The sequence below is a fragment of the Pseudescherichia sp. genome (genome assembly GCF_031987975.1).
Lineage (GTDB): Bacteria > Pseudomonadota > Gammaproteobacteria > Enterobacterales > Enterobacteriaceae > Pseudescherichia.
The window spans coordinates 1-15,023 of sequence record NZ_DALZYX010000004.1 but is presented as its reverse complement, the minus strand read 5'-3'; the positions used below and the strand labels follow the sequence as shown (position 1 = coordinate 15,023).

Annotated in this window: 19 protein-coding genes; 14 read left to right on the top strand and 5 right to left on the bottom strand. The window is 56.2% G+C overall.

The features are described from left to right. Positions 1 to 193: 193 nt before the first annotated feature. On the top strand, positions 194 to 598 hold the full coding sequence (locus tag RTN40_RS07905) for an OsmC family protein (protein ID WP_312227985.1): 405 nt from the start codon (positions 194 to 196) through the stop codon (positions 596 to 598). Positions 599 to 638: 40 nt separating this feature from the next. Here the strand turns inward: RTN40_RS07905 and RTN40_RS07900 are convergent, their stop codons facing one another. From RTN40_RS07900 to RTN40_RS07885, 4 genes are all read right to left on the bottom strand, one after another. Continuing rightward, positions 639 to 1,508 (bottom strand): phosphoribulokinase, encoded by an 870-nt coding sequence (locus RTN40_RS07900; RefSeq protein ID WP_312211910.1) that lies wholly within the window; start codon positions 1,506 to 1,508, stop codon positions 639 to 641. 53 nt (positions 1,509 to 1,561) lie between these two features. After that, positions 1,562 to 1,780 carry a YheU family protein gene (locus tag RTN40_RS07895; RefSeq protein ID WP_238082659.1) on the bottom strand — a complete coding sequence of 73 codons (219 nt, stop codon included), beginning with the start codon at positions 1,778 to 1,780 and terminating at the stop codon, positions 1,562 to 1,564. After that, positions 1,781 to 2,797: a hydrolase gene (locus RTN40_RS07890; RefSeq protein WP_312227984.1), complete on the bottom strand. Its 1,017-nt coding sequence runs from the start codon at positions 2,795 to 2,797 to the stop codon at positions 1,781 to 1,783. Between the two features lie 97 nt (positions 2,798 to 2,894). After that, on the bottom strand, positions 2,895 to 4,799 hold the full coding sequence (locus RTN40_RS07885; protein WP_312227983.1) for an ABC transporter ATP-binding protein: 1,905 nt from the start codon (positions 4,797 to 4,799) through the stop codon (positions 2,895 to 2,897). Positions 4,800 to 4,938: 139 nt separating this feature from the next. On the opposite strand from RTN40_RS07885, the gene kefG reads away from it, so the two are divergent. The 4 genes from kefG to slyD all read left to right on the top strand — a co-directional run bounded on the left by kefG (position 4,939) and on the right by slyD (position 8,193). Then, positions 4,939 to 5,490: a glutathione-regulated potassium-efflux system ancillary protein KefG gene (gene kefG, locus RTN40_RS07880; RefSeq protein WP_312227982.1), complete on the top strand. Its 552-nt coding sequence runs from the start codon at positions 4,939 to 4,941 to the stop codon at positions 5,488 to 5,490. Continuing rightward, on the top strand, positions 5,490 to 7,298 hold the full coding sequence (kefB, locus tag RTN40_RS07875; protein ID WP_312227981.1) for a glutathione-regulated potassium-efflux system protein KefB: 1,809 nt from the start codon (positions 5,490 to 5,492) through the stop codon (positions 7,296 to 7,298). Before kefG ends, kefB begins: the two co-directional genes overlap by 1 nt. A gap of 12 nt (positions 7,299 to 7,310) precedes the next feature. Next, a complete protein-coding gene (locus RTN40_RS07870) occupies positions 7,311 to 7,511 on the top strand; it encodes a YheV family putative zinc ribbon protein (RefSeq protein WP_042393050.1) in 201 nt (66 codons plus the stop codon). A gap of 94 nt (positions 7,512 to 7,605) precedes the next feature. Continuing rightward, positions 7,606 to 8,193 (top strand): peptidylprolyl isomerase, encoded by a 588-nt coding sequence (slyD, locus tag RTN40_RS07865; protein WP_042393048.1) that lies wholly within the window; start codon positions 7,606 to 7,608, stop codon positions 8,191 to 8,193. A gap of 104 nt (positions 8,194 to 8,297) precedes the next feature. Here the strand turns inward: slyD and RTN40_RS07860 are convergent, their stop codons facing one another. After that, positions 8,298 to 8,516, bottom strand: a complete 219-nt coding sequence (locus tag RTN40_RS07860) for a protein SlyX (protein WP_268105993.1) — start codon at positions 8,514 to 8,516, stop codon at positions 8,298 to 8,300. A gap of 214 nt (positions 8,517 to 8,730) precedes the next feature. On the opposite strand from RTN40_RS07860, the gene fkpA reads away from it, so the two are divergent. The 9 genes from fkpA to RTN40_RS07815 all read left to right on the top strand — a co-directional run. Next, on the top strand, positions 8,731 to 9,561 hold the full coding sequence (gene fkpA, locus RTN40_RS07855; protein ID WP_312227980.1) for an FKBP-type peptidyl-prolyl cis-trans isomerase: 831 nt from the start codon (positions 8,731 to 8,733) through the stop codon (positions 9,559 to 9,561). A 166-nt stretch (positions 9,562 to 9,727) separates the two neighbouring features. Then, a complete protein-coding gene (locus RTN40_RS07850; RefSeq protein ID WP_042393043.1) occupies positions 9,728 to 10,450 on the top strand; it encodes a transcriptional regulator in 723 nt (240 codons plus the stop codon). Continuing rightward, complete coding sequence (gene tusD / locus RTN40_RS07845) at positions 10,450 to 10,836, top strand: sulfurtransferase complex subunit TusD (protein WP_312227979.1); 387 nt, start codon at positions 10,450 to 10,452, stop codon at positions 10,834 to 10,836. The genes RTN40_RS07850 and tusD overlap by 1 nt, the downstream gene beginning before the upstream one ends. Continuing rightward, on the top strand, positions 10,836 to 11,195 hold the full coding sequence (gene tusC, locus RTN40_RS07840; protein ID WP_312227978.1) for a sulfurtransferase complex subunit TusC: 360 nt from the start codon (positions 10,836 to 10,838) through the stop codon (positions 11,193 to 11,195). The genes tusD and tusC overlap by 1 nt, the downstream gene beginning before the upstream one ends. Before the next feature lie 7 nt (positions 11,196 to 11,202). After that, positions 11,203 to 11,490 (top strand): sulfurtransferase complex subunit TusB, encoded by a 288-nt coding sequence (tusB, locus tag RTN40_RS07835; RefSeq protein WP_312227977.1) that lies wholly within the window; start codon positions 11,203 to 11,205, stop codon positions 11,488 to 11,490. Positions 11,491 to 11,614: 124 nt separating this feature from the next. After that, on the top strand, positions 11,615 to 11,989 hold the full coding sequence (gene rpsL / locus RTN40_RS07830; RefSeq protein ID WP_000246815.1) for a 30S ribosomal protein S12: 375 nt from the start codon (positions 11,615 to 11,617) through the stop codon (positions 11,987 to 11,989). 95 nt (positions 11,990 to 12,084) lie between these two features. Then, entirely contained in the window at positions 12,085 to 12,555 is a 471-nt protein-coding gene (rpsG, locus tag RTN40_RS07825) for a 30S ribosomal protein S7 (protein ID WP_004106370.1), read from the top strand. Between the two features lie 93 nt (positions 12,556 to 12,648). Beyond that, entirely contained in the window at positions 12,649 to 14,763 is a 2,115-nt protein-coding gene (gene fusA, locus RTN40_RS07820; RefSeq protein WP_312227976.1) for an elongation factor G, read from the top strand. Positions 14,764 to 14,833: 70 nt separating this feature from the next. Further along, positions 14,834 to 15,023, top strand: a 190-nt coding sequence (locus tag RTN40_RS07815; protein WP_021498352.1) for a GTP-binding protein, incomplete at its 3' end; no start/stop codon positions are given.

Genomic DNA, 15,023 nt, shown 5'->3' with positions numbered 1-15,023 from the left:
CCTGTAATGGTTGAAGTCCTCTGCATACCTGCATAATGTCAATACATTACTGGAGCATCCAGACTGTTTTAGCATAGCTTTCGCCGTGTGTCTCCTGGTGTCTCGCTTCAGCTTGATGCAGGTCGCCTTCCGTTGCGCGTTTTGTTATGTGCGCGTAATCTGTCGGGAAAATTGCCACTCTGGAGTGATGAAAATGCAAGCACGCGTAAAATGGGTTGAAGGTTTGACGTTCATCGGTGAATCCGCCTCGGGCCACCAGGTGTTGATGGACGGCAATTCCGGGGACAAAGCCCCCAGCCCGATGGAGATGGTGCTCATGGCGGCAGGTGGATGCAGCGCCATTGACGTGGTGTCGATCCTGCAAAAAGGGCGGCATGGCGTGACCGATTGCGAGGTGAAGCTGACCTCCGAGCGCCGGGAAGAGGCACCGCGCCTCTTCACCCACATCAACCTGCATTTTATCGTCACCGGCAAAGAGCTGAAGGATGCGGCGGTATCACGCGCGGTGGATCTCTCGGCGGAGAAATACTGCTCCGTAGCGCTGATGCTGGAGAAAGCGGTCAATATCACCCATTCATATGAAGTGATCGAAGCGTAACGTCGCCGGCCCGGTCAGCGTAGCGCCGCCGGGCAGTAATTTACTCAATCTTCTTCCCTTCCATCAGCCGCTGCACCAGCGGCAGCATAATCAGCTCCATCGCCAGTCCCATTTTGCCTCCCGGCACCACCAGGGTGTTGATGTGGGAGATAAACGAGCCTTGCAGCATCGCCAGCAGCCAGGGGTAGTCGATGCCCTCTAAATCGCGGAAGTGGATCACCACAAAGCTTTCGTCCAGCGAGGGGATATTTTTAGCCGCAAAGGGGTTTGAGGTATCGACGGTGGGGACACGCTGGAAGTTGATGTGGGTGCGGGAGAACTGCGGCGTAATGAAGTTGATGTAGTCATCCATGGAGCGCACTACCGAGTCCATTACCGTCTCCCGGGAGTGGCCGCGCTCGCTGGTATCGCGGATCATCTTCTGGATCCACTCGAGGTTAATAATCGGCACCACCCCCACCAGCAGATCCACATGTCGCGCCACGTCATGCTGGGGCGTCACAACACCACCGTGCAGCCCCTCATAAAACAGAATATCGGTAGGCTCCGGCAGCGGTTGCCAGGGCGTGAAGGTACCGGGGATCTGGTTCCAGGGCACGGCTTCGTCGTAGGTGTGCAGATATTTGCGCGCCTGGCCGGTGCCGTTGTGACCATATTCGATAAAGGTCTGCTCGAGCAGACCGAAATCGTTAGCGTCCGGGCCAAAGTAGCTGATATGCCGTCCGGCATCGCGCGCCTTACGGATCGCCATGTCCATCTCCGGACGGGTATAGCGGTGGAAGCTATCGCCCTCCACCTCAGCGGCGCGCAGCCCAAGCTGGGCAAAGATTTTACGAAAAGCGAGGCTGGTGGTGGTGGTTCCTGCCCCGCTGGAACCTGTAACAGCAATCACCGGATGTTTGGCTGACATAGCGAACGACTCCCTGATAAATAACATAAGAGGGCGGATCGCCTGACGCAGCGTTATTCGCGAAACTGTTTACGGGGCATGATATTGACCGTCTCGTGCAGCTCTGACCACACCAGCACGACCTCACCCGTTTCCAACTGACGCTTTACGTCGGCAACCTTTTGCTCAAGCGAACGCTCATGTTCACCATAATCGGTGCCTTCGCGCAAGACAAAGCTCTCAATCAGGCTATTAAGCGTGTCGGGTGCAACCTCTTGCCAGGGAATAATCATCTATGCCTCCAGATAGGGTGCCAGCCAGTCGGGGATGCGCTTCTCCAGCCACATCTCAGGGTGGCGCAGCGTACCGCCAACGAAGCCAACGTGGCCGCCATGTTCGGTTAACTGATACTCAATATTAGCGGGTAAATGGCCCGCCGCCGGAATGACGTGGTGATCCATAAAGGGATCGTCCTTGGCATGGATAATCAGCGTCGGCTTGCGGATCTGCGGCAGCACCGGCATGGCGCTGCTCCGGCGATAGTAGTCGATCGCGTCATCAAACCCGTGCGCCTTCGCGGTAATCAGGTCATCAAACTCACGGATGCGGCGTACGCGCTTAAGCTGGGCGAGATCGATCGGCAGAGTGCCGGGGTAGGCCTTAAGCTTACGCGTGGCGTTGGCTTTCAGCAGGTTGAGCAGATAGCGCTGATAGAAACGTGAGAAACCCTTATCCATATGGAGGCTACAGGCCTCCAGCACCAGCGGAGCCGAAACAATCACCGCCGCGTTGAGCGGCAGGCTGTCGTCGGCTTTCGCCAGCAGGCAGCCAAGCATATTGCCGCCGAGGGAGTAGCCCACCGCCGCCGTCGGTGCCGGGCCAAACTCATCATGCAGCCAATGCAGGAACGCGCTGCCGTCTTCGGTTTCGCCAGAGTGGTAGATGCGGTTCAGGCGGTTAGGCTCGCCGCTGCAGCCGCGAAAGTGCATCACCACCCCGAGCCAGCCACGCTGCTTCGCGGCATGGATCAGGCCGTGGGCGTAGGGGCTGTGCAGGCTCCCTTCAAGGCCGTGAAACACCACCAGCCGGGGCTTATCTTTCGCCAGCAGCGGATCTTCGCTCCACGCCAGATCGACAAAGTCGCCGTCGGGTAACTCAAGACGCTGCCATTGCGCGGTAAATTGCAGGCGACGGCGCAGGATACGCGGCAGCATCGTCTGCAAATGCGGATTACGCGCCCCCGGCATCGGGCGAAATTCAACGTTATCCTCCGCCGCAGCGGGGAGTATTAAGGGAGTTATCTGAGCCATCTCGTGCAATATATTCTTCAGTGATCTGCTGAATACTATACCTTCACAGGTAAATTATGTTTATGAAAATGGGTCAATACCCTCTCGCCCCCTCGCGTTACTCGCTTTGCAGCATGCCTTCAAGCTGCTCCTGTGCCTCAAGCCACGCCATCTCACACTCCTCCAGGCCCGACTTCGCGCTTGCCTGTGCCTGTAAACACTCCGTTAGCTCAGCCTTGCGGCTCTGATCGTACAGGCCGCTGTCGCCAAGCTTCTCTTCGGCTTTAGCCAACTGGGCGTTGAGCTTCTCCATCTCCTTCTCCAGACGGGCGATCTCTTTGCGCAGCGGCTGGGTCTGGGTACGCAGCTCGGCTTCCCGGCGCTTCTGGTCTTTCCGCGCCTGGGCACTGTTGCCGTTCTCCTTCGCCGCGTCGGCAGGCTGGCTCTCCTGCTTCTGCACGTCGCTCAGCCACTGCTGGTAATCTTCCAGATCGCCGTCGAACGGCTCGACCTTACCATCATGGACCAGGTAGAGATCGTCGGTGGTGGAGCGGATCAGGTGACGATCGTGCGATACCACCACCAGCGCGCCTTCAAACTCAATTAGCGCTTCGGTCAGGGCCTGACGCATGTCGAGATCGAGGTGGTTGGTTGGCTCATCGAGCAGCAGCAGGTTAGGGCGCTGCCAGACGATCAGGGCCAGTACCAGCCTGGCCTTCTCACCGCCGGAGAAACGTTCGGTGTTCTCTGTGACCTTATCGCCCTGGAAGCCAAAGCCGCCAAGATAGTCTCGCAGCTTCTGCTCCGCTTCCTGAGGGGCAAGGCGGGCCAGATGCTGCAACGGCGACTCATCCGCCCGCAGGAACTCCAGCTGGTGCTGGGCGAAATAGCCAAGCTTGATGCCCTTCGCAAGACCGATATCGCCGCCGGTAGGAGCCAGTTCGCCCGCCAGCAGCTTGATCAGCGTCGATTTACCCGCGCCGTTGCGCCCCAGCAGGCCAATGCGTGAGCCAGGGACAAGGTTGAGCTTGATCGAGTTAAGAATGGTGCGATCGCCGTAGCCCGCGCTCACCTTCTCCATCTTTAGCAGCGGATTGGGCAGGCTCTCCGGCGCGCGGAAGCTGAAGTGGAAGGGGTTATCTACGTGCGCCGGAGCGATCAGCTCCATGCGCTCCAGCATCTTCACCCGGCTCTGGGCCTGTTTGGCCTTGCTGGCCTTGGCTTTGAAGCGGTCGATAAAGCTTTGCAGATGCGCCACGCGCTGCTGCTGGCTCTCGTAGGTGGCCTGCTGCTGCGCCAGACGGGTCGCGCGCTGGCGCTCAAACGAGCTGTAGTTGCCGGTATACTCGAACATATTCTGCTGTTCGATATGGATGATTTTATCCACCACCGGATCGAGGAAGTCACGGTCGTGGGAGATGAGGATCAGCGTACCCTGGTAGCTCTTTAGCCAGCGCTCCAGCCAGATCACCGCATCGAGATCGAGGTGGTTAGTTGGCTCATCGAGCAGGAGCAGATCCGAGCGGCAGACCAGCGCCTGGGCAAGGTTGAGGCGCATACGCCAGCCGCCGGAGAAGTCGCTTACCGGCCGCTCAAGCTGCTCGGTAGAGAAACCCAGCCCGTGCAGCAGGCTGGCAGCGCGCGAGCGAATGGTCCAGGCGTCGATGGCGTCGAGCTTGCCGTGAACGGTGGCGATGGCATGGCCATCGTTGCGCTCGTTGGCGTCATTCAGCTGGGCCTCCAGCTGGCGATACTCACGATCGCCATCAATAACATAGTCGATGGCAGGCTCGCTGAGGGCAGGGGTCTCCTGGTTCACCCACGCCAGCTGCCAGTTGGCAGGGTAGGTGAAGCTGCCGCCGTCGGCGGTAAGCTCGTTTTTCAGCAGCGCCAGCAGGGTAGACTTCCCGCAGCCGTTTTTACCCACCAGCCCGACTTTCTGGCCGGGGTTGATGGTGGCGGTGGCATTATCCAGCAGGACACGCACGCCGCGACGAATTTGTAGTGAGGAGAAAACAATCATAGAGCGCCGTATGTTCAGACTATGTTAATTTGTCATTATGATAATGTGGAGTGCGTTTATAATGCTGCACCGGGGCGCAATGGTAGCCCGAAACGACAACTATACACAAAAGCATTAAAACATAACCGGGAGGGGAGTGATGTCCCAGACAGCCAGAGTGCTGCTGCTGTATGCCCATCCGGAATCTCAGGACTCGGTAGCCAACCGGGTGCTGCTTAAGCCGGCAATGCAACTGCACAACGTGACCGTGCACGATCTCTATGCGCACTACCCAGACTTTTTTATCGATATTCCTCGTGAGCAGGCGCTGCTGCGCGAGCATGATGTGATCGTCTTTCAATTCCCTCTCTACACCTACAGCTGTCCGGCGCTGCTTAAAGAGTGGCTGGATCGCGTTCTGACCCGCGGCTTCGCTAGCGGGCCGGGAGGCAATCAGCTGGCAGGCAAGTGCTGGCGCTGCGTCATTACCACCGGCGAGCCGGAGAGCGCCTACCGCTACGACGGCCTCAACCGCTATCCGCTTAGCGAAATCCTGCGTCCCTTTGAGCTGACGGCGGCCATGTGCCGTATGCAGTGGATGACGCCGTTTATTGTTTACTGGGCGCGCCGCCAGCCGAAAGAGGAGCTGGCAAGCCATGCACGGGCCTACGGCGACTGGCTGGCATTACCCACCGCGACGGGAGGTCGCTAATGGACGGAACCGATCTGCTGCTGGCGGGTGTACTGTTTCTGTTTGCCGCCGTGGTCGCCGTGCCGCTGGCCGCCCGGCTGGGTATTGGTGCAGTGCTGGGCTATCTGCTGGCGGGCATAGCCATCGGCCCGTGGGGGCTGGGATTTATCAGCGACGTTGATGAGATCCTCCACTTCTCTGAGATGGGCGTCGTGTTTCTGATGTTTATCATCGGTCTGGAGCTAAACCCGTCGAAGCTGTGGCAGCTGCGACAGTCGATCTTCGGCGTTGGAGCAGCGCAGGTGCTGCTCAGCGCCGCAATCCTTGCCGGGCTGCTGATGCTGACCGATTTCGCCTGGCAAGCGGCGGTGATTGGTGGTATCGGTCTGGCGATGTCGTCTACTGCGATGGCGCTCCAGCTGATGCGCGATAAGGGGATGAACCGCAGCGAGGCGGGACAGCTGGGATTCTCGGTGCTGCTATTTCAGGACCTGGCGGTGATCCCGGCCCTGGCGCTGGTGCCGCTGCTGGCGGGCAGCGGCGACGATCATTTCGACTGGATCAAGATCGGCATGAAGGTGATCGCCTTCGCCGGGATGCTGGTGGGTGGCCGCTATCTGCTGCGTCCGGTGTTCCGCTTTATCGCCGGTTCCGGCGTGCGTGAAGTCTTTACCGCCGCCACGCTGCTGCTGGTGCTCGGCTCGGCGCTGTTTATGGACGCGCTGGGGCTGTCGATGGCCCTCGGTACCTTTATCGCCGGGGTGCTGCTGGCAGAGAGCGAGTACCGCCACGAGCTAGAATCTGCTATCGATCCGTTCAAGGGTCTGCTGCTGGGGCTATTCTTTATCTCAGTGGGGATGGCGCTGAATCTGGGCGTGCTCTATACCCATTTACCATGGGTGATAGCGGCGGTCGCTATTTTGGTAGCGGTGAAAACCACGGTTCTCTATCTGCTGGCACGCCTCTACGGTCTGCGAAGCTCGGAGCGGATGCAGTTTGCCGGGGTGCTCAGCCAGGGCGGAGAGTTTGCCTTCGTGCTCTTCTCCACCGCCTCCTCGCAGCGGCTGTTCCATAACGATCAGATGGCGCTGCTGCTGGTCACCGTTACCCTGTCGATGATGACCACGCCGCTGCTGATGAAAGGCATCGATAAGGGACTCTCCCGACGCTTTAACACGCCGGATGAGGAGGGGGAGACCCCCTGGGTCGAGGATGATAAGCCGCAGGTGATCATCGTCGGCTTTGGCCGCTTCGGCCAGGTGATTGGACGTCTGCTGATGGCTAATAAGATGCGCATCACCGTGCTGGAGCGCGACATCAGTGCAGTTAACCTGATGCGTAAGTATGGCTACAAAGTCTATTACGGCGATGCTACCCAGGTCGAGCTGCTGCGCTCGGCGGGCGCAGAGGCAGCGGAATCGATCGTCATCACCTGCAACGAGCCGGAAGACACCATGAAGCTGGTGGCGATTTGCCAGCAGCACTTCCCGCACCTGGCGATCCTCGCCCGGGCGCGGGGGCGTTTTGAGGCGCACGAGCTGCTCCAGTCGGGCGTAACGCAGTTCTCCCGTGAGACCTTCTCCAGTGCGCTGGAGCTGGGGCGCAAGGCGCTGGTCTCGCTGGGCATGCATCCACACCAGGCGCTGCGGGCGCAGCTACATTTCCGCCGTCTCGATATGCGGATGCTGCGCGAGCTGATGCCGGTAGTGCATACTGATACTCAGCAGATCTCCCGCGTTCGTGAGGCGCGGCGCGAGCTGGAAGAGATTTTTCAGCGCGAAATGCAGCAGGAGCGACGGCAGCTGGATGGCTGGGACGAGTTTGAATAGAGGTTAAAAAGTATGGCGATACGTAAACGTTTTATCGCGGGCGCAAAATGCCCGGCCTGCCAGGCGCAGGACACGCTGGCGATGTGGCGTGAAAATAATGTCGATATTGTTGAGTGCGTTAAGTGCGGCCACCAGATGCGCGAGGCGGATAAAGAGGCCCGCGAGCACGTTCGCAAAGAAGAACAAGTGATCGGGATTTTTCATCCGGACTAGCGATATGTCCCAGCTTTTTTTAAGCTTAAGGGTACACAGGGGCAGAATTCCGTTACAATCTGCGCCAGCAATTTACCCACGCTCAGGAGATATCATGAAAGTAGCAAAAGACCTGGTGGTCAGCCTGGCCTATCAGGTACGTACAGAAGACGGTGTGTTGGTTGATGAGTCTCCGGTAAGTGCGCCGCTGGACTACCTGCACGGTCACGGCTCCCTGATCTCTGGTCTGGAGTCCGCGCTGGAAGGTCACGAACCTGGCGACAAATTTGACGTGGCGGTTGGCGCAAACGACGCTTACGGTCAGTACGACGAGAATCTGGTGCAGCGCGTACCGAAAGACGTCTTCATGGGCGTTGATGAGCTGCAGGTAGGCATGCGCTTCCTGGCTGAAACCGACCAGGGTCCGGTACCGGTTGAAATCACTGAAGTGGAAGATGACCACGTCGTGGTTGATGGTAACCACATGCTGGCTGGCCAGAACCTGAAGTTCAACGTTGAAGTCGTTGCGATTCGTGAAGCGACCGAAGAAGAGCTGGCCCACGGCCACGTTCACGGTCCGCACGGTCACGACCACGGCCACGACCATGAACACGGTGACGGCTGCTGCGGCGGTCACGGCCACGATCATGACCACGGTCATGGTAAAGGCGGTTGTGGCAACGGCGGTTGCGGCTGCCACTAATATCCTTCGGCTTTCAAGCTTGCCGCCTTGCTGCAACTTGAAATCCATTGGATATTGAAATTTCAGATGGTAGGAAGCGGGGATCTCCCCGCTTTTTTTACGCCTTAATAGTGGGGCGGCGGCGTCTCTTCTGACTGAGAGGCCATATGTGAAGGCTGGCTGGCTTTAAGCTTCTCGGTCACCAGGCGCATAAGATCCCGCAGCTTTGCCATCTCCAGCTCGTGGGCGGTGACCGTCTGGTTAAGCTCCTCGATCGTAATCTCCTGAAAAGCCAGACGGCTCTCCAGCTCGGCCAGCCGCGCTTCCAGCGTCATATCCTGCATGTTTCACCTCATCTGTTTTAGCCCGGATTCTACGCAACTTTACGCGTCCGCGCAGCCCACCTGACAACCTTAAGAAACTAATTTAAACAAAAATAGTCACAAAAGAGGCAACAATCGGGAATGTCGTTATATAGATTTCTCCCACAACGATTTATAGTACGTTTTTCAAATACGCAAACCCTGGGGCAATCTGCCCCCGGCCCTGGAGATATGGATGAAATCACTGTTTAAAGTCACGCTGCTGGCGACCACGATGGCCGTTGCGCTGAATGCACCTCTCTCTTTCGCTGCTGACGCCCCGGCTAAAGCCCCGGCGACCACCGACAGCAAAGCGGCATTCAAAAATGACGACCAAAAATCAGCCTATGCGCTGGGCGCGTCACTGGGGCGTTATATGGAAAACTCCCTGAAAGAACAGGAGAAGCTGGGCATTAAACTGGATCAGGCCCAGCTGATTGCTGGCGTACAGGACGCTTTCGCCAATAAGAGCAAACTCTCTGACCAGGAGATTGAACAGACTCTGCAGACCTTTGAAGCACGCGTGAAGGGTGCTGCTCAGGAGAAGATGGAGAAGGACGCGGCTGAGAACGAAACCAAGGGCAAAACCTTCCGCGACACCTTTGCTAAAGAGAAAGATGTGAAAACCTCCTCTACCGGCCTGCTCTACAAAGTAGAGAAAGAGGGAACCGGCGACGCACCGAAAGATAGCGACACCGTAGTCGTTAACTACAAAGGTACGCTGATTGACGGTAAAGAGTTTGATAACTCCTACACCCGTGGTGAGCCGCTCTCCTTCCGTCTTGATGGCGTGATCCCTGGCTGGACCGAAGGTCTGAAAAACATCAAGAAAGGCGGCAAGATCAAGCTGGTTATCCCGCCGGCGCTGGCCTATGGTAAAACGGGCGTTCCGGGCATCCCGGCTAACTCCACGCTGGTCTTCGACGTAGAGCTGCTGGATATCAAACCGGCACCGAAAGCGGACGCACAGCCGAAGGCGGAAGCGGCAGCACCGGCAGAGCAGCCTGCTGCAGCGGATAAAAAGTAAGACGCTGAGAGCCGCCGCCTGACCAGGCGGCGGTTTTTTATTACAGGGCAGATATAATTAACACTGGAAAGCGCTATAGGCGCTGTATTAATTTAGATGTCCCTGTAAATGATGAGCCTGCCCTGAAAACATAACGACAGGCTCCTGAAAAGGAGTGTTTTTTTTCATGTCCAGGTCGCTATTAACCAACGAAACCAGCGAGCTTGATCTGCTGGATCAACGGCCTTTTGATCAGACCGACTTCGATATCCTGAAATCCTACGAAGCGGTGGTCGATGGGTTAGCGATGCTCATTGGTGCCCACTGTGAAATCGTCTTGCACTCCTTGCAGGATCTCAAATGCTCTGCCATTCGTATTGCCAATGGTGAACACACCGGGCGTAAGATTGGCTCGCCAATTACCGACCTTGCCCTGCGCATGCTGCATGACATGACGGGGGCGGACAGCAGCGTCTCTAAGTGCTACTTCACCCGCGCCAAGAGCGGCGTGCTGATGAAGTCGGTCACCATCGCTATCCGCAACCGCGAGCACCGGGTCATTGGCCTGCTGTGCATCAACATGAACCTTGATGTGCCTTTCTCGCAGATTATGAACACCTTCATTCCGCCAGAGACGCCGGACGTTGGCTCCGCCGTGAACTTTGCCTCCTCGGTAGACGATCTGGTGATGCAAACCCTGGAGTTCACCATTGAAGAGGTGAATGCCGATCGTAACGTCTCGAATAATGCAAAAAACCGTCAGATCGTGCTGAACCTCTACGAAAAAGGCATCTTCGATATTAAAGATGCAATTAACCAGGTCGCGGATCGGCTGAATATCTCCAAGCACACGGTCTACCTCTACATCCGCCAGTTTAAGAGCGGTGATTTTCAGGGGCAGGATAAGTAATGCGCTTTGCCTTACTGGTGACAGGTCCCGCCTACGGTACGCAGCAGGCCAGCAGCGCGTGGCAGTTTGCCCAGGCGCTAATGGCGGCGGGTCACGAACTGGCGAGCGTCTTTTTCTATCGCGAAGGGGTCTATAACGCCAACCAGCTAACCGCGCCCGCCAGCGACGAGTTTGATCTGGTCCGTGCCTGGCAGGCGCTGCACCTTGAGCATCAGGTGGAGCTGCATATCTGCGTCGCGGCGGCGCTGCGGCGTGGCGTCACCGATGAGATCGAGGCCCAGCGAGCCGGACTGGCAGGGACCAACCTCCAGCCGGGCTTTATGCTCAGCGGCTTAGGCGCACTGGCCGAGGCGGCTTTAACCTGCGATCGCGTGGTACAGTTCTGATGAAAAGCGTGGCATTTGTCTTTAACTCCGCGCCCCACGGCTCTTCTGCTGGACGGGAAGGGCTGGACGCGCTGCTGGCAATGTCAGCTCTGACCGAGGAGATCGGCGTCTTTTTCCTTGGCGACGGCGTTTTCCAGCTGCTGGCTAACCAGCACCCCGGTGATATCCTTGCGCGTGATTACATCGCCACCTTCAAGGTGCTGCCGCTCTATGATATCGAACAGCGCTGGCTGTGCGCGGCCTCGCTGCGCGAGCGTGGGCTGAGCGCCTCAACCTCTTTTATTCTTGATGCCCAGCCGCTGGAACCTGAAGCGCTGCGCGAGTGTCTAAATCGCTATGACGTCGTCATGACGTTCTGAGGCTGTTATGCTGCATACTCTTCGTCACTCTCCCTGGCAGTGCGACATCGCGACGCTGCTGCGCACGATGCAGGAGGGTGACGACCTGCTGCTGCTCTCTGATGGCGTAGCGGCGGCGGTAAAGGGAAGCCGTTACCTTGATTTACTGCTGGCGGCCCCCATATCCGTTTATGCTCTACAGGAAGACGTTGATGCCCGCGGTCTTTCTGGTCAAATTTCGAACAGCGTCGTCCTGGTTAGCTATACTGATTTTGTTAGCCTGACGGTAAAACACGCTGCTCAAATCGCCTGGTAGGGCGAGATCGCTGTATATTTCTTGACACCTTTTGAGCACAGCCCTAAAATTCCGCGTCCTCATATTGTATGAGGGCGTTTTATTACGTGTTTACGAAGCAAAAGCTAAAACCAGGAGCTATTTAATGGCAACAGTTAACCAGCTGGTACGCAAACCACGTGCACGCAAAGTTGCGAAAAGCAACGTGCCTGCACTGGAAGCCTGCCCGCAGAAACGTGGCGTATGTACTCGCGTATATACCACCACTCCTAAGAAACCGAACTCCGCACTGCGTAAAGTTTGCCGTGTGCGTCTGACTAACGGTTTCGAAGTTACCTCCTACATCGGTGGTGAAGGTCACAACCTGCAGGAGCACTCCGTGATCCTGATCCGTGGCGGTCGTGTTAAAGACCTTCCGGGTGTTCGTTACCACACCGTTCGTGGTGCACTTGACTGCTCAGGCGTTAAAGACCGTAAGCAGGCTCGCTCCAAGTACGGCGTGAAGCGTCCTAAGGCTTAATGGTTCTCCGTTAAGTAAGGCCAAACGTTTTAAATTAATGTCAAACTAAACTCTTTGAGTTTTGGACAATCCTGAATTAACAACGGAGTATTTCCATGCCACGTCGTCGCGTCATTGGTCAGCGTAAAATTCTGCCGGATCCTAAGTTCGGATCAGAACTGCTGGCTAAATTTGTAAATATCCTGATGGTAGATGGTAAGAAATCTACTGCAGAAGCAATCGTATACAGTGCTCTTGAGACCCTGGCTCAGCGCTCTGGTAAAAATGAACTGGAAGCTTTCGAAGTCGCTCTCGACAACGTGCGCCCGACTGTAGAAGTTAAGTCTCGCCGCGTTGGTGGTTCTACTTATCAGGTTCCAGTTGAAGTTCGTCCGGTTCGTCGTAATGCTCTGGCAATGCGTTGGATCGTTGAAGCTGCTCGTAAACGCGGTGATAAATCCATGGCTCTGCGCCTGGCGAACGAACTTTCTGATGCTGCAGACAACAAAGGTACTGCAGTTAAGAAACGTGAAGACGTTCACCGTATGGCAGAAGCCAACAAAGCGTTCGCCCACTACCGTTGGTAATCCCTTCGGAGTTTTAGTCACCAAGCGGGCGCTTTATGTAAGCTGCCCGCTCTGGGCTACATAACTTGAACGCTAAGGCAATAGAGGAATCAAATGGCTCGTACAACACCCATTGCACGCTACCGTAACATCGGTATCAGTGCGCACATCGACGCCGGTAAAACCACTACTACCGAACGTATCCTGTTCTACACCGGTGTAAACCACAAAATCGGTGAAGTTCACGACGGCGCGGCAACTATGGACTGGATGGAGCAGGAGCAGGAGCGTGGTATCACCATCACCTCCGCAGCGACCACTGCATTCTGGTCTGGTATGGCGAAGCAGTATGAACCGCATCGCGTAAACATCATCGACACCCCGGGCCACGTTGACTTCACCATCGAAGTAGAACGTTCCATGCGTGTTCTTGACGGTGCGGTAATGGTTTACTGCGCAGTTGGTGGTGTTCAGCCGCAGTCTGAAACCGTATGGCGTCAGGCAAACAAATATAAAGTTCCACGTATCGCGTTCGTTAACAAAATGGACCGTATGGGTGCGAACTTCCTGAAAGTTGTTGGTCAGATCAAATCCCGTCTCGGCGCGAACCCGGTTCCGCTGCAGCTGGCGATTGGTGCTGAAGAAGGTTTCACCGGTGTTGTTGACCTGGTGAAAATGAAAGCCATCAACTGGAACGATGCCGACCAGGGCGTTACCTTCGAATACGAAGATATCCCGGCTGACATGCAGGATCTGGCTGAAGAATGGCACCAGAACCTGATCGAGTCCGCTGCTGAAGCTTCCGAAGAGCTGATGGAGAAATACCTGGGCGGTGAAGAACTGACTGAAGAAGAGATCAAAACTGCTCTGCGTCAGCGCGTTCTGAACAACGAAATCATCCTGGTAACCTGTGGTTCTGCATTTAAGAACAAAGGTGTTCAGGCGATGCTGGATGCGGTAATTGATTACCTGCCATCTCCGGTTGACGTACCGGCGATCAACGGCATCCTGGACGACGGTAAAGATACCCCGGCTGAGCGTCACGCAAGTGATGACGAGCCGTTCGCTGCTCTGGCGTTCAAAATCGCTACCGACCCGTTCGTAGGTAACCTGACCTTCTTCCGTGTGTACTCCGGTGTGGTTAACTCTGGTGATACCGTACTGAACTCCGTGAAAACTGCACGTGAGCGTTTCGGTCGTATCGTTCAGATGCACGCTAACAAACGTGAAGAGATCAAAGAAGTTCGCGCTGGTGACATCGCGGCAGCTATCGGTCTGAAAGACGTGACCACTGGTGACACCCTGTGTAACCCGGATCACCCGATCATTCTGGAGCGTATGGAATTCCCTGAGCCGGTAATCTCCATCGCCGTTGAACCGAAAACCAAAGCTGACCAGGAAAAAATGGGTCTGGCTCTGGGCCGTCTGGCGAAAGAAGACCCGTCATTCCGCGTATGGACTGACGAAGAGTCTAACCAGACCATCATCGCGGGCATGGGTGAGCTGCACCTCGACATCATCGTTGACCGTATGAAGCGTGAGTTCAACGTTGAAGCGAACGTCGGTAAACCGCAGGTTGCTTACCGTGAAGCGATTCGTTCTAAAGTTACCGATATCGAAGGTAAACACGCCAAGCAGTCTGGTGGTCGTGGTCAGTACGGTCATGTTGTTATCGACATGTACCCGCTGGAGCCTGGCTCTAACCCGAAAGGTTACGAGTTCATCAACGACATCAAGGGTGGTGTAATTCCTGGCGAATACATCCCTGCCGTTGATAAAGGCATCCAGGAACAGCTGAAAGCTGGCCCGCTGGCGGGTTACCCGGTAGTGGATCTGGGCGTGCGTCTGCACTTCGGTTCTTACCATGACGTTGACTCCTCTGAGCTGGCGTTTAAACTGGCTGCGTCTATCGCCTTTAAAGATGGCTTTAAGAAAGCAAAACCAGTTCTGCTTGAGCCGATCATGAAGGTTGAAGTAGAGACGCCGGAAGAGAACACCGGTGACGTTATCGGTGACCTTAGCCGTCGTCGCGGCATGCTGCGCGGTCAGGAATCTGAAGTTACTGGCGTTAAGATCCACGCTGAAGTTCCGCTGTCTGAAATGTTCGGATATGCAACTCAGCTGCGTTCTCTGACCAAAGGTCGTGCATCATACACCATGGAATTCCTGAAGTATGATGATGCGCCGAACAACGTTGCTCAGGCCGTAATTGAAGCCCGTGGTAAATAAGCCGCAGGGTTAAAACCTAAGTCCCGTGCTCTCTCCATAAGGGGAGAGCACTATAGTAAGGAATATAGCCGTGTCTAAAGAAAAATTTGAACGTACAAAACCCCACGTTAACGTTGGTACTATCGGCCACGTTGACCATGGTAAAACTACCCTGACCGCTGCCATCACTACCGTTCTGGCTAAAACCTACGGTGGTGCTGCTCGTGCATTCGACCAGATCGATAACGCGCCGGAAGAGAAAGCTCGTGGTATCACCATCA

Bases quoted from the DNA above. Each gene is read 5' to 3' on its own strand.
- RTN40_RS07905 (WP_312227985.1), top strand. From the start codon at position 194: ATGCAAGCACGCGTAAAATGGGTTGAAGGTTTGACGTTCATCGGTGAA.
- RTN40_RS07900 (WP_312211910.1), bottom strand. From the start codon at position 1,508: ATGTCAGCCAAACATCCGGTGATTGCTGTTACAGGTTCCAGCGGGGCA.
- RTN40_RS07895 (WP_238082659.1), bottom strand. From the start codon at position 1,780: ATGATTATTCCCTGGCAAGAGGTTGCACCCGACACGCTTAATAGCCTG.
- RTN40_RS07890 (WP_312227984.1), bottom strand. From the start codon at position 2,797: ATGGCTCAGATAACTCCCTTAATACTCCCCGCTGCGGCGGAGGATAAC.
- RTN40_RS07885 (WP_312227983.1), bottom strand. From the start codon at position 4,799: ATGATTGTTTTCTCCTCACTACAAATTCGTCGCGGCGTGCGTGTCCTG.
- kefG (WP_312227982.1), top strand. From the start codon at position 4,939: ATGTCCCAGACAGCCAGAGTGCTGCTGCTGTATGCCCATCCGGAATCT.
- kefB (WP_312227981.1), top strand. From the start codon at position 5,490: ATGGACGGAACCGATCTGCTGCTGGCGGGTGTACTGTTTCTGTTTGCC.
- RTN40_RS07870 (WP_042393050.1), top strand. From the start codon at position 7,311: ATGGCGATACGTAAACGTTTTATCGCGGGCGCAAAATGCCCGGCCTGC.
- slyD (WP_042393048.1), top strand. From the start codon at position 7,606: ATGAAAGTAGCAAAAGACCTGGTGGTCAGCCTGGCCTATCAGGTACGT.
- RTN40_RS07860 (WP_268105993.1), bottom strand. From the start codon at position 8,516: ATGCAGGATATGACGCTGGAAGCGCGGCTGGCCGAGCTGGAGAGCCGT.
- fkpA (WP_312227980.1), top strand. From the start codon at position 8,731: ATGAAATCACTGTTTAAAGTCACGCTGCTGGCGACCACGATGGCCGTT.
- RTN40_RS07850 (WP_042393043.1), top strand. From the start codon at position 9,728: ATGTCCAGGTCGCTATTAACCAACGAAACCAGCGAGCTTGATCTGCTG.
- tusD (WP_312227979.1), top strand. From the start codon at position 10,450: ATGCGCTTTGCCTTACTGGTGACAGGTCCCGCCTACGGTACGCAGCAG.
- tusC (WP_312227978.1), top strand. From the start codon at position 10,836: ATGAAAAGCGTGGCATTTGTCTTTAACTCCGCGCCCCACGGCTCTTCT.
- tusB (WP_312227977.1), top strand. From the start codon at position 11,203: ATGCTGCATACTCTTCGTCACTCTCCCTGGCAGTGCGACATCGCGACG.
- rpsL (WP_000246815.1), top strand. From the start codon at position 11,615: ATGGCAACAGTTAACCAGCTGGTACGCAAACCACGTGCACGCAAAGTT.
- rpsG (WP_004106370.1), top strand. From the start codon at position 12,085: ATGCCACGTCGTCGCGTCATTGGTCAGCGTAAAATTCTGCCGGATCCT.
- fusA (WP_312227976.1), top strand. From the start codon at position 12,649: ATGGCTCGTACAACACCCATTGCACGCTACCGTAACATCGGTATCAGT.